Annotated in this window: 9 protein-coding genes; 6 read left to right on the forward strand and 3 right to left on the reverse strand. The window is 75.7% G+C overall.

All coding sequences use genetic code 11. From position 1 onward, the window contains the following. Positions 1–187 precede the first annotated feature (187 nt). From AMK29_RS29580 to AMK29_RS29595, 4 genes are all read left to right on the forward strand, one after another. The gene (locus AMK29_RS29580; protein ID WP_073818767.1) at positions 188–1,309 is read left to right on the forward strand and encodes a glycosyltransferase family 4 protein; all 1,122 of its coding nucleotides are present in this window, start codon (positions 188–190) and stop codon (positions 1,307–1,309) included. After that, positions 1,306–2,484, forward strand: coding sequence for a glycosyltransferase (locus tag AMK29_RS29585; RefSeq protein ID WP_073818769.1), 1,179 nt, complete (start codon positions 1,306–1,308; stop codon positions 2,482–2,484). Before AMK29_RS29580 ends, AMK29_RS29585 begins: the two co-directional genes overlap by 4 nt. A 65-nt stretch (positions 2,485–2,549) precedes the next feature. Continuing rightward, positions 2,550–3,569, forward strand: coding sequence for a GDSL-type esterase/lipase family protein (locus AMK29_RS29590; protein WP_443334083.1), 1,020 nt, complete (start codon positions 2,550–2,552; stop codon positions 3,567–3,569). Then, entirely contained in the window at positions 3,566–7,201 is a 3,636-nt protein-coding gene (locus tag AMK29_RS29595) for a hydantoinase B/oxoprolinase family protein (protein WP_073818771.1), read from the forward strand. Before AMK29_RS29590 ends, AMK29_RS29595 begins: the two co-directional genes overlap by 4 nt. Before the next feature lie 43 nt (positions 7,202–7,244). Here the strand turns inward: AMK29_RS29595 and AMK29_RS29600 are convergent, their stop codons facing one another. Genes AMK29_RS29600 through AMK29_RS29610 form a run of 3 tightly spaced genes read right to left on the reverse strand, consistent with a single transcriptional unit; the run spans position 7,245 to position 9,551 of the window. Next, positions 7,245–8,108, reverse strand: coding sequence for a biotin-dependent carboxyltransferase family protein (locus AMK29_RS29600; protein ID WP_073818773.1), 864 nt, complete (start codon positions 8,106–8,108; stop codon positions 7,245–7,247). Then, the gene (locus AMK29_RS29605; RefSeq protein WP_073818844.1) at positions 8,105–8,731 is read right to left on the reverse strand and encodes a 5-oxoprolinase subunit B family protein; all 627 of its coding nucleotides are present in this window, start codon (positions 8,729–8,731) and stop codon (positions 8,105–8,107) included. The genes AMK29_RS29600 and AMK29_RS29605 overlap by 4 nt, the downstream gene beginning before the upstream one ends. A 49-nt stretch (positions 8,732–8,780) precedes the next feature. Next, positions 8,781–9,551 carry a LamB/YcsF family protein gene (locus AMK29_RS29610; RefSeq protein WP_073818775.1) on the reverse strand — a complete coding sequence of 257 codons (771 nt, stop codon included), beginning with the start codon at positions 9,549–9,551 and terminating at the stop codon, positions 8,781–8,783. Between the two features lie 145 nt (positions 9,552–9,696). Between AMK29_RS29610 and AMK29_RS29615 the strand changes: the two genes are divergently transcribed. Continuing rightward, positions 9,697–10,455, forward strand: coding sequence for a GntR family transcriptional regulator (locus AMK29_RS29615; RefSeq protein ID WP_073818777.1), 759 nt, complete (start codon positions 9,697–9,699; stop codon positions 10,453–10,455). Positions 10,456–10,520: 65 nt separating this feature from the next. Beyond that, positions 10,521–12,065, forward strand: a complete 1,545-nt coding sequence (locus AMK29_RS29620) for a hypothetical protein (RefSeq protein WP_073818778.1) — start codon at positions 10,521–10,523, stop codon at positions 12,063–12,065. The last annotated feature ends 250 nt before the right edge of the window (positions 12,066–12,315 follow it).

Raw genomic sequence — 12,315 nt, forward strand, 5'->3', positions numbered from 1 at the left:
GCCCCTCGGTGTCCGGGCGAGGCACGCGCGTGAGCCGCCCGGGCCTCCCGCGCGGAACGGCTCACGGGGCTCCGGAGGCGGTGCGCACGAGCCGCCCGGCGGCCCCGCGCGAAACGCTCATGGGACGTTCCCTCCCCGTCCAGATCGACGTTGACGGGGACACGCCGAGCGGGACGACAACACCCGTATGCGTGTCGTCATCGTCACCGAATCCTTCCCTCCCGACGTCAACGGTGTGGCGCACTGCGCCCTGCAGACCGCGCGCCATCTCGTCCGACGGGGCCACACCCCGCTCGTCATCGCCCCCGCCGTCGCCGACCAGGGCGATGACGCCGACGCGCCCTGCGCCGTCGTCCGGGTGCCCTCCCTTCCGCTCCCCGGCTATCCGCAGGTCCGCGTCGCCCTGCCGAGCCGCCGCGTCGCCGCCGCCATCGCCGCCCACCGCGCCGACCTCGTCCACCTCGCCGGCCCGTTCGTCCTCGGGGTCCGGGGCATGACGGCGGCCGCCCGCCTCGGCATCCCCGCCGTCGCCGTCTACCAGACCGACCTCGCCGGCTACGCCCGCACCTACGTGGGTACCGGTGAGGGAGCCGCCTGGCGGCGCCTGCGCGCCGTCCACGGAGCGGCCGACCGCACCCTCGCCCCTTCCTCCGCCGCCGTCCGCGACCTGGAGGCCCACGGCATCGGCCGCATCCGGCTCTGGGGGCGCGGCGTGGACACCGTCCGCTTCCGCCCCGGGCTGCGCGACGACGTCCTGCGCCGGGAACTGGCACCCGACGGGGAACTCCTCGTCGGCTACGTCGGCCGCCTGGCCCCCGAGAAGCGCGTGGACCTCCTCTCCGGAGCGGGCGACCTCCCCGGCGTACGGCTGGTGGTCGTCGGCGACGGGCCGTCCGGGCCCGCGCTGCGCACCGCCCTGCCGGGCGCCCGGTTCCTGGGCCGCCGCACCGGCGCCGACCTCGCCCGGATCTTCGCCTCGCTCGACGTATTCGTCCACACCGGCCCCTTCGAGACCTTCTGCCAGACCGTCCAGGAGGCCATGGCGAGCGGCGTCCCCGTGGTCGCCCCGGCCGCCGGCGGGCCGCTGGACCTCGTCGACCACGGCCGCGACGGGCTCCTCGTACCGCCTGAGGACCCGGACGCGCTGCGCGAGGCCGTCGCCGGCCTCGCCGCCGCGCCGGAGCTGCGGGCCGCGTACGGCGGGGCGGGGCGTGCCGCGGTCGAGGGCCGTACCTGGGAGGCCCTCGGGGACGAACTGATCGGCCACTACCTGGAGGTCCTGCGCGAGCGGACGGCGGTGGCGGCGTGAGCGGCGACGACGTACGCGGCGGGCTGCGGATCGTGCGGCTCGCCAACTTCGTGACCTCCACCTCGGGCGGCCTCCGCACCGCCCTCGACCAGCTCGGCCGCGGCTATCTCGCGGCCGGTCACGAACCGGTCCTCGTGGTCCCCGGTGACGTCGGGAGCGACCGTCACACCGCGCAGGGCCGGGTCGTCACCCTGCCCGGTCCCGTGCTGCCCGGCACCGGCGGCTACCGGGTCCTCGCCGACCGACGCCGGGTCCACAGTCTCCTCGACGCCCTCGCCCCCGACCGGATCGAGGTGTCGGACCGTACGACCCTGCGGTGGACGGGGGAGTGGGCGCGGCGGGCCCGAGTGCCCTCCGTGATGGTCTCCCACGAGACCGCGGACGGGGTGCTGCGCACCTGGGGCGTGCCCCCGGCGCTCGCGGCCCGTGCTGCGGACCGGCTCAACCGCCGGACCGCCTGGGCCTTCGGGCGGATCGTCTGCACCACGGAGTGGGCGGAACGCGAGTTCCTGCGCGTCGGGGCCCGCAACGTCGTACGGGCCCCGCTCGGTGTGGACCTCGCCCGCTGCCGGCCCGGGCGGCGCAGCGCCGAGCTGCGGGCCCGGTACGCCCAGGGGGAGCGGGTCCTGCTCCTGCTCTGTTCGCGCCTCTCCGTCGAGAAGCGGCCCGGCACCGCCCTGGACGCCCTCGCCGAGCTGCGGGATGCGGGCGTCGCCGCCGCCCTGGTGGTCGCGGGCGACGGGCCGCTGCGGGGTGCCCTGGAGCGGCGGGCGCGGGAACGGCGGCTCCCGGTGCGGTTCGTGGGGCACCTCGCCGACCGGGATGCCCTCGCGGACCTCCAGGCATCGGCCGACGTGTGCCTCGCCCCGGGGCCGGCGGAGACGTTCGGTCTCTCCGCGCTCGAAGCCCTGGCCTGCGGAACCCCGGTCGTCGTCAGCGCCTCCTCCGCGCTGCCCGAGGTGGTCGGCACCGCGGGGGCCGCCGCCGTGGACACGCCGGGGGCCTTCGCCTCCGCCGTCCGGGGCCTCCTCGCGGAACCGGAGACCGCCCGCCGCGGGGCAGCACGCGCGCGTGCGGAAGGCTTCACCTGGGACCGTTCCGTCAGGGCCTTCCTCCGGGCTCACGACGCCCTCCCGGCGCCGGAGCCGCGCCTCCCCGAGGAGGCCCGCCGATGACACAGGACCAGGCGACGGGCCCTGCACCCGTCCCGGGCCTCACCACCCCCGCTCCTGTTCTCGCCATGCCCGCCCGTGGTCCGGTTCTCACCGCGGGCGACCCTGTTCTCACCACGCCCGCCCCTGGTCCGGTTCTCACCGCTCCCGCCCGCGTGCCGGTCCTCGCCACGCCCGCCCCCGTCACGGGCCTCACCGCGCCCGCCCCCGAGCCGGTCCTCACCACCCCCTCCCCGGTCGCGGTCGCCGCCGCCCGCGTCCGGTTCGTCGTGCTCGGGGACTCGCTCAGCGAGGGCGTGGGGGACCGCGTGGACGGCGTCTGGCGGGGGTGGGCGCCGCTGCTCGCCGACGGACTCCCCGGCGACGGGCAGGAGACCGCGTTCCTGAACCTCGCCGTCAGCGGGGCCCTCAGCGGGGACGTCGCCGCACGGCAGGCTCCCCGCGCCCTCGCCTTCCGGCCGCACCTCGCCTCCGTCGTCGTCGGCGTCAACGACACCCTGCGCCGCACCTTCGACATCGGGCTCCTCGCCCGCCACCTGGACCGCGTCTGCGCCGACCTCGACGCCGTCGGAGCCGTACTCCTGACCGCCTGCCTGCCCGACCCCGGCCGGATGCTCGGGCTGCCCCCTCCGCTGGTGCGCCCGCTCGCCCGCCGCCAGCGGGCGGTCAACGCCGTCGTGCACGCCCTCTCCACCCGGTACGGGGCCGTCCACCTGCACCTCGCCGACGACACCTGGACCGAGGACCGCACCCTGTGGAGCGTGGACCGGCTCCATCCCGGCGAGCGCGGCCACCGGGCCGTCGCCGAGGGCTTCCACCGGCTGCTCGCCGCCCGGGGACTCGCCCACGGCGCTCCGCCCGCGCGCGAGCCCGCCCAGCCGCCGCCGACCCGGGCCGAGGCCGCGCTCTGGCTCGCCACCGCCGGCACCGGCTGGCTCCTCCGCCGCAGTCGCGACCTGCTCCCCCAGCTTCTGCTGCTCGCCGGCGCCGAGCTGCGCCACTGGGCCGACGGCACGGGCCCCGCCCCCCTCGACGCGCGCGCGGACGACGCCCTCGCCGACGCCCTCGCGGCCACAATGGGGAGATGAACGGGCCCTGGGAGTTCTGGATCGACCGGGGCGGCACCTTCACCGATGTCGTGGGCCGACGGCCCGACGGCACGCTCGTCACCCGCAAACTGCTCTCCCACGACCCCGCCCGGCGGCAGGACGCCGCCGTCGCCGGGATCCGCCTCCTGCTCGGCCTGCGAACCGACGAGCCCGTCCCCGCCGACCGGATCGCCGTCGTCAAGATGGGCACCACCGTCGCCACCAACGCCCTCCTGGAACGGCGCGGCGAACCGACCGTCCTTCTCGTCACCGAGGGCTTCCGCGACGCGCTCCGCATCGCCTACCAGAACCGGCCCCGCCTCTTCGACCGCCACATCGTGCTCCCCGAAGCGGTCTACGCGCGCGTGATCGAGGTCCCCGAGCGGGTCGACGCCCACGGTCACCTCGTCCGGCCCCTGGACGAACCCGCCGTCGCCGAGGCGCTCGCCGCCGCCCACCGCGACGGGTTCCGCTCCGCAGCCCTCGTCCTCCTGCACGGCTACCGCCACCCCGCCCACGAGACCCGCGTCGCGACGCTCGCCTCCGCGGCCGGCTTCACCCAGATCAGCTGCTCCCACGAGGTCAGCCCGCTGATCAAACTGATCCCCCGAGGCGACACCACCGTCGTCGACGCGTACCTCTCACCGATCCTGCGCCGGTACGTCGACGAGGTCGCCCGGGAACTCGCCGGCATCCGGCTCATGTTCATGCAGTCCAACGGCGGGCTGCGCGAGGCGGCCCACTTCCGGGGCAAGGACGCCGTCCTGTCAGGACCGGCCGGCGGCGTCGTCGGCATGGCGCGCACCTCGGCCCAGGCGGGACACCACCGGGTCATCGGCTTCGACATGGGCGGCACCTCCACCGATGTGTCGCACTACGCCGGCGCCTTCGAGCGTGAACTCGGTACACAGGTCGCCGGGGTGCGGATGCGGGCACCGATGATGAGCATCCACACCGTCGCGGCGGGCGGCGGGTCCGTCCTCCACTTCGACGGACGCCGCTACCGCGTGGGCCCCGACTCGGCGGGCGCCGTCCCCGGCCCCGCGTGCTACCGCCGCGGCGGCCCGCTCACCGTCACCGACGCCAACGTCATGCTGGGCCGCGTCCAGCCCGCCCATTTCCCCGCCGTCTTCGGCGAGTCCGGCGACCGGCCCCTGGACGCCGCTGTCGTACGGGAACGCTTCACGGCCCTCGCCGAGGAGGTCGGCGGCGGCCGCACCCCCGAGGAGGTCGCCGCGGGCTTCCTGGAGATCGCCGTCCTCAACATGGCCAACGCCGTCAAGAAGATCTCCGTCCAACGCGGCCACGACGTCACCCGGTACGCCCTCACCAGCTTCGGCGGCGCCGGCGGCCAGCACGCCTGCGCCGTCGCCGACGCCCTGGGCGTCGACACCGTCCTCGTACCACCGCTGGCCGGAGTGCTCTCCGCGTACGGCATCGGGCTCGCCGACGCCACCGCCATGCGCGAGCGGTCCGTCGAGGCCGAACTCGACGACCCCGGCACGCACGCGCGCGTGACCTCCCTCTGCGCCGAACTCGCCGATCTGACGCGAGCGGAGCTGCGCGCCGACGGCCTGCCGGACACGGCGATCACCACGCACGCGCGCGTACTGCTGCGGTACGCCGGAACGGACGCGAGCCTCCAGGTCGACCTCGCGTCCCCCGAGGAGCTGACAGCCGCGTTCACAGCCGCCCACCGCGCCCGGTACGCCTTCGTCCTCGACCGGCCCCTCGTCGTCGAGGCCGTCTCCGTGGAGGCAGTCGGCCGCGCCGGGCCGCACGGCCCCGTCCAGGTCGCGGGGGTGGTCCCGGACAGCCGGCCCGGCACCCTCGCGCCCCGGACCACCGTGCGGATGTACAGCGCCGGAACGCCCCACGACGCCCCCCTCCACCGCCGGGAGGACCTGCGGCCCGGCGACGGCGTCGACGGCCCCGCGATCCTCGCCGAGGCCGACGCCACCACCGTCGTCGACAGCGGCTGGCGCGCCACCGCGACCGACACCGGACACCTCGTCCTGCGCCGCGTGACCCCGCGCCCCGCGCGCGTGGCGGCCGGCACGGACGTCGACCCCGTCCTCCTGGAGGTCTTCAACAACCTCTTCATGGCCATCGCCGAGCAGATGGGCGTCCGCCTGGAGAACACCGCCCAGTCCGTCAACATCAAGGAACGCCTCGACTTCTCCTGCGCGCTCTTCGACGCCGAGGGCAACCTCATCGCCAACGCGCCCCACATCCCCGTCCACCTCGGCTCCATGGGCGAATCCATCAAGGAGGTCCTGCGGCGGCGCAGGGACGACCTGCGCCCCGGCGACGTGTACGCGATCAACGACCCGTACCACGGCGGTACCCATCTGCCCGACGTCACCGTCGTGACCCCGGTCTTCGACGACACAGGGCACGCACTCCGCTTCCTGGTCGCCTCCCGCGGCCACCATGCCGAGATCGGCGGGATCACCCCCGGCTCCATGCCCGCCTTCAGCCGGACCGTCGACGAGGAGGGCGTCCTCTTCGACAACTGGCTGCTCGTGCGGGACGGGCGGCTGCGCGAGACCGAGACGCGGGCCCTGCTCACCGGCGCCCGCCATCCCTCCCGCGACCCCGACACCAACCTCGCCGACCTCCGCGCCCAGATCGCCGCCAACGAAAAGGGCATCGAGGAACTCCGCCGGACCGTCGAGGAGTTCGGCCTCGACGTCGTCCAGGCATACATGCGGCACGTCCGCGCCAACGCCGAGGAGTCCGTACGCCGCATCGTCGCGCGCCTGCACGACGGCGCGTACCGCTACGAGACCGACGACGGCGCGGTGATCCAGGTCGCGGTCCGCGTCGACCGCGAACGGCGCTCCGCCGTCCTCGACTTCACCGGAACATCCCCGCAGCGCCCGGGGAACGCCAACGCGCCGACGGCCGTCGTCATGGCCGCCGTCCTGTACGTCTTCCGCACCCTCGTCGACGAGGACATCCCGCTCAACAGCGGCTGCCTGGAACCCCTGGAGATCCGCGTCCCGCCCGGCTCCATGCTCGCGCCCGTCCACCCGGCCGCCACCGTCGCCGGGAACGTCGAGACCTCCCAGGCCGTCACCGGCGCGCTCTACGCGGCCCTCCGGGTCCAGGCCGAGGGCTCCGGCACCATGAACAACGTCACCTTCGGCAACGCGCGCGTGCAGTACTACGAGACCGTCGCCAGCGGCTCGGGCGCGGGAGACGGCTTCGACGGCGCCGACGCCGTCCAGACCCACATGACCAACTCCCGGCTCACCGACCCCGAGATCCTGGAGTGGCGCCACCCCGTCAGGGTCGACGCCTTCGCGGTACGGGAGGACAGCGGCGGGCGCGGCCGGTGGCGCGGCGGAAACGGGGTGGAGCGCCGGATCCGGTTCCTCGAACCCATGACGGTGGCCCTCCTCACCGGACACCGCAGAGTGCCCCCGTACGGCATGGCGGGCGGCGAGCCGGGCGCCCTGGGCGAGAACCTGGTGGAGCGCGCCGACGGCACCGTCGAGCGCCTCGGCGGCGCCGCCACCACGGAGGTCGGCCCCGGCGACGTCCTGGTCCTGCGCACCCCGGGCGGCGGAGGCTACGGCCCCCCACCGGCACCGCCGCTCCGGGACGCCCCCGGCACATCGGCGTGAGCAGCACCGGCCGCGCGCCCGCGTGGACCCCCGCCGGACGCCGTCAGCGCACCGGCGTGAACCGCACCGGTGTCCCCGGCACCGCCTGCGCCGCGGCGCCCAGGTCGGCCTCACGGACCACCCCGACCACCGGGTAGCCGCCCGTCGTCGGATGGTCCGCGAGGAACACCACCGGCCGCCCGTCCGGCGGCACCTGCACCGAGCCCAGGACCATGCCCTCGCTCGCCAGCTCTCCCGGCGACGTCCGCTCCAGGGCCGGGCCTTCGAGCCGCAGACCGACGCGGTTGCTCGCCGGGGACACCCGGTACGCGCGCGTGGCGAGGGTGCGGAGCGCCGCGGCGGTGAACCAGTCGTCGCGGGGCCCGAGCCGGAGCCGCAGCACGAGCTCGTCCGCCGGGCCCGGCCACGGGGGAGCGTCGACCGGCCCCCGCACCGCCGTCCCCGCCCCGAGCGGCAGGACCGCCTCGTCCGCCAGCGGGGCGGGGCCGAGGCCGGACAGCAGGTCGGTGGAGCGGCTGCCGAGCACCGGCGGGACGGCGATCCCGCCGCCGAAGGCCACGTACGCGCGTACCCCGCGCACGGCCGCGCCGATCTCCAGGACGGACCCGGCCGCCACGCGGACCGCGGTCCCCCAGGCGGCCGGTCGTCCGTCCACGCGGACCGGACAGGGCGCACCGCCCACCGCGACGGTCACCGCGCAGCGGGACCGCACGGCGCAGCCGTCGACCGTGGTCTCCAGGACGGCCGCCGTCTCCGGGTTGCCGACGAGCCGGTTCACGAGCCGTACGGCGGCCGGGTCGAGAGCGCCCGAGCGGGGTACGCCGAGATGCGCGTGGCCGGCGCGGCCCAGGTCCTGCACGGTGGTCAGCGCCCCGGCCCTGACCACGGCGACGGCCCGGTCGGTCATCGCCCCTCCTCCGCCGTGAACCGGACGCGGGTGCCGGGGGCGAGCAGCGCGGCCGGCTCCCGGCGGGTGTCCCAGAGCACCGCGTCCGTCGTGCCGATCAACTGCCAGCCGCCGGGGGAGGACCGCGGGTACACGCCCGTGTACGGCCCCGCCAGGGCGACCGAACCGGCGGGGACGGCGGTACGCGGAGTGGCCCGCCGCGGCACCTCGTACCGCTCGCCGAGGCCCGTCAGATAGCCGAAGCCCGGCGCGAACCCGCAGAACGCCACCCGGAACTCGGCCGCCGTGTGGATCCGTACCGCGGCCTCGACGGACACCCCCCACCGTGCGGCGACCTCCGCGAGATCGGGCCCGTCGTAGCGGACGGGTATCTCGACCGCCGTGCCCACGCGCGCGGGGAGCGGCGCCACCTCCCAGCCGGTCAGCTCGGCCGCCAGCCGGTCCGGATCCGTCACCCCGTCGAGAAGGACGGTCCGCGCCGCCGGCACGATCTCCCTGACGGCGGGCAGGGAGCCGGCCGCCCGCCGGCGCAGCAGCTCCGCGTGGAAGGCCTCCGCCTCCTCACCGCCGGCCAGCTCGACCAGGAGGGCCCGCTCGCCCACGCGCAACACGCGCGTGCCCACGGCGTTCACGACAGACCCCGGGGCGCCGCGGCCCTTCCCGTCGACGCCCTCACGCGAAGGCCTCCACCCGCACCCCGGCGGCCTCCAGGCGCTCCCGGACCCGCCGGGCGAGGTCCACCGCGCCCGGCGTGTCGCCGTGCAGACAGAGCGACCGGGGCCGTACCTCCACGGAGGTCCCGCAGTGCGCGGTGACCCGACCGGACCGGGCCATGGTCACCGACCGTTCGACCACGGCGGCCGGGTCGCTGACGACCGCGCCGGCCTGCCCGCGCGGCAGCAGGGAACCGTCCGCCCGGTAGGTCCGGTCCCCGAAGGCCTCGGGGACGACCGGCAGCCCCGCCTCCGCCGCCGCCTCGTGGAGCCGCGACCCGGGCAGGCCCAGGACCGGCAGCGAGCGGTCCGCGAGCAGGACGCCCTCGACGACCGCCGCCGCCTGCTCCTCGTCCCGGACCACGCGGTTGTAGAGCGCCCCGTGCGGCTTCACGTACGCCACGCGCGCGCCCGCCGCCCGCGCGAAGACCTCCAGGGCGCCGATCTGGTACGCCACCTCGGCGGCCAGCTCCGCCGCCGGGACGTCCATCGAACGCCGGCCGAACCCGGCCAGGTCGCGGTACGAGACCTGGGCACCGATCCGGACCCCGCGTGCGGCCGCGAGCTCGCACACCCGTCGCATGGTGGCCGCGTCCCCGGCGTGGAAGCCGCAGGCCACGTTGGCGCTGGTCACGACGGACAGCAGCTGTTCGTCGTCGGTGAGCGTCCAGCGGCCGAAGCCCTCGCCGAGATCGGCGTTGAGGTCGATCGGGTCCGGGGTCGTGCGCATCTGCACCTCGCGGGAGCTCTCAGGAGCGGGAACCGTACGGTGCCGTAAAAGTAGAGGATCGTTGAACGATCCGACAAGACGACGGTTGTCCGGACCGTGGCCGTACGGTTGACTCGGCCGCGTACGACGTACGAGAAGGAGCGGCGTGGCAGCGAGCGACACCGGGGACCTGACCGACGACCGGGCGCTGCTCGGCCGCACCAGCACGGCGCAACGGGTCGCGGACATCCTGCGCACCCGGATCGCCGAGGGCTACTTCCCGCCCGGCACCCGGCTCTCCGAGGACGGCATCGGCGGCGCGCTCGGCGTCTCCCGGAACACTTTGCGTGAGGCCTTCCGGCTCCTCACCCACGAACGCCTGCTCGTCCACGAGCTGAACCGCGGAGTCTTCGTCCGCGTCCTGGCCGTCGACGACCTGGACGACATCTATCGCACCCGCCGGCTCGTGGAGTGCGCGGTCGTACGGGGCCTGGGGCAGCCGCCGTACGCCCTGGACGCCCTCGGCGACGCCGTCGTGGAAGGCGAGACCGCGGCCCGCGCGGGCGACTGGCAGGGCGTCTCCACCGCCAACATCCACTTCCACCGCGAGCTCGTCGCCCTCGCGGGCAGCGCCCGCACCGACGAGCTGATGCGGGGCGTCCTCGCCGAACTCCGCCTCGCGTTCCACGTCGTCGACGACCCCCGCGTCCTGCACGAGCCGTATCTGGCCCGGAACCGCGAGATCCTGGACGCCCTGCGAGCCGGTGGGCGGACCACGGCCGAGGCCCTCCTCGCCCGCTACCTCGACGACTCGCGCACCCGGGTCGCCGCCGCGTACGCGCAGGCCGTCGAGGCCCCGGCGGGCCCGGCGGACCGACCCCCGACGAGCCGCGCGGACCGTTCGTCGGCGGGCCGGGCGCACTGACCGCGGAGCCGGTCGTATCTGCGCCGTTTCGACCGTTGTCAGTTCGAGGACCTAATCTGTGCACCGTGACTTCGCCTGCCTCGACGGACCTCGCTCCGCCCCAGCTCAGCGCGGGGCCGCGGCCCGCGCAGGGTCCGGCCGCCGACGAAGGGCTCGCGCGGCGCCTCCGCGCGCTCGCGTGCACCGCCCCGCTGCACGACCTCGACGCGCGCAAGGCGAACCTGGCCGGCGAGTACACGATCTACGCGATGGCCGAGGTCGCCCTCGCCGCGATCGACCTCATCACGCTCAACATGGACTTCGACACCGGCGCCGACCACGAGCAGATCGTCGCCCGCCTGCTGCCCCGCGTCGCCGCCCAGGCACCCCACCGGCCCGCCGCCGAACACGAGCGCGTGGCCCGCTGGGTCCTGGAGAACCTGATCAACGTCGGCAGCGTCGACCGAGGCTTCCGCGCCGTCTACGGCACCTTCGGCCCGGACGGCGTCTACGTGCGCAGGGACTACGACTTCAAACTCATCGAGGAGGTCCCGGGCTACGGCGGCGGCGTCTACCTCCGCACCACCGACGAGGCGGTCAACGTCCTCGTCGGCGCCCTCGACACCGACGTCACCAGCGCCCAGATCGCGGCGGAGGTGAAGCTGGAGGTCCTCATCAACCGGGGCCGCCTCGCCGACGCCCAGCTCGCCGCCGAGCAAGCGCGCTACCGGACCGTGCAGTACGCCGAGAGCCTCCGCAGGACCCTGGAGGCGACCCGGCGCAACGTGCGCGCGGTGGACTGGCTCAACGCCGTGCCGGACATGATCGCCGAGGCGCTCGAGCACGTCGCCGACCGCTACCGCCACGAGAACGCGATCCTCACCAACATCCGCAAGGCCCGCGACGAGGCCGAGGCCACGTCCGACGCCAAGACGGCCGAGCACAAGCGGCGCGCCGCCGAGCTCGTGGACATAGTGAAGGACTGCATCCGGCGCCACACCCAGCTCCAGTCCCGCCTCCTGGACGCCGGGCCCCTCTTCCGCGCCGAACAGGACCGGCAGGCCTTCGCCGCCCCCGCCTCGTACACCGGGCTCGACCTCTACGGCCAGCTCGTCGCCCCCACCCTGCCGCTCCCCGTCGAACAGGCCGTGCGGGTCACCGACGCCTTCTTCGCCCGCGGCACCGGGCTGCGCACCCCCGCCTCCGTACGCCTGGGCGACCTCGTCGACCTGCTGCTGACCCCGCCCGTCGAGCGCGAGCACCTCGGCGCGGAGATGCCCGAGCCCGACCTCATCGCCACCCCCGACGACTCCCGCTTCAGCGAGGAACAGCTCGCGAGCGCCCTGCGCCTTCTCGACCTGGAGCACGACGCCCCGCGCCGCCTCTCCGGCCTGCTCGCCGAGGCCCGCGAGCTCGACGGCGACCTGCCGTACCTCGTCGCCCTCCTGGCCGTCCACGCGGCGAGCCCGCCCGTGGGCACGGCCTACCGTCAGGGCGAGGAGCGCCTCCTCTTCGCCGTTGACGACGGCACTCCGCTCGACGACCCCGAGTTCGGAGGCGCCGACCTCATCGTCGGTACGGCGCTGCTCGACGCGGCGGGCATGGCCGCCGACCGCACGGAGGCCACGTGACCCTCGTCCCGCCCGCCGCAGCCGTCGTCGTACCACCCCTCCGCCCGGCCGCGCCCGCCCCCGACGCCCCGCCCGCGACGGACACCGGCGTACGCGACGACAGCACGCCCGCGCCCACGGCGGAGCCGCCGCACGCCGAGCCTTCGCACGAGCAGGCCGGGCAGGCCGGCGAGGCCCCGCATGCCGAGCCGCCGCACGCCGAGCCGACGCACGAGCAGCCCGCGCAGGCCGGCGAGGCCCCGCACGCCGG

The organism is Streptomyces sp. CB02261, from assembly GCF_001905665.1.
Classification (GTDB): domain Bacteria; phylum Actinomycetota; class Actinomycetes; order Streptomycetales; family Streptomycetaceae; genus Streptomyces.

What these genes read in the sequence shown, in the direction of transcription:
- AMK29_RS29580 (WP_073818767.1), top strand. Translation starts at nt 188, where the DNA reads ATGCGTGTCGTCATCGTCACCGAATCCTTCCCTCCCGACGTCAACGGT.
- AMK29_RS29590 (WP_443334083.1), top strand. Translation starts at nt 2,550, where the DNA reads ATGCCCGCCCGTGGTCCGGTTCTCACCGCGGGCGACCCTGTTCTCACC.
- AMK29_RS29595 (WP_073818771.1), top strand. Translation starts at nt 3,566, where the DNA reads ATGAACGGGCCCTGGGAGTTCTGGATCGACCGGGGCGGCACCTTCACC.
- AMK29_RS29600 (WP_073818773.1), bottom strand. Translation starts at nt 8,108, where the DNA reads ATGACCGACCGGGCCGTCGCCGTGGTCAGGGCCGGGGCGCTGACCACC.
- AMK29_RS29610 (WP_073818775.1), bottom strand. Translation starts at nt 9,551, where the DNA reads ATGCGCACGACCCCGGACCCGATCGACCTCAACGCCGATCTCGGCGAG.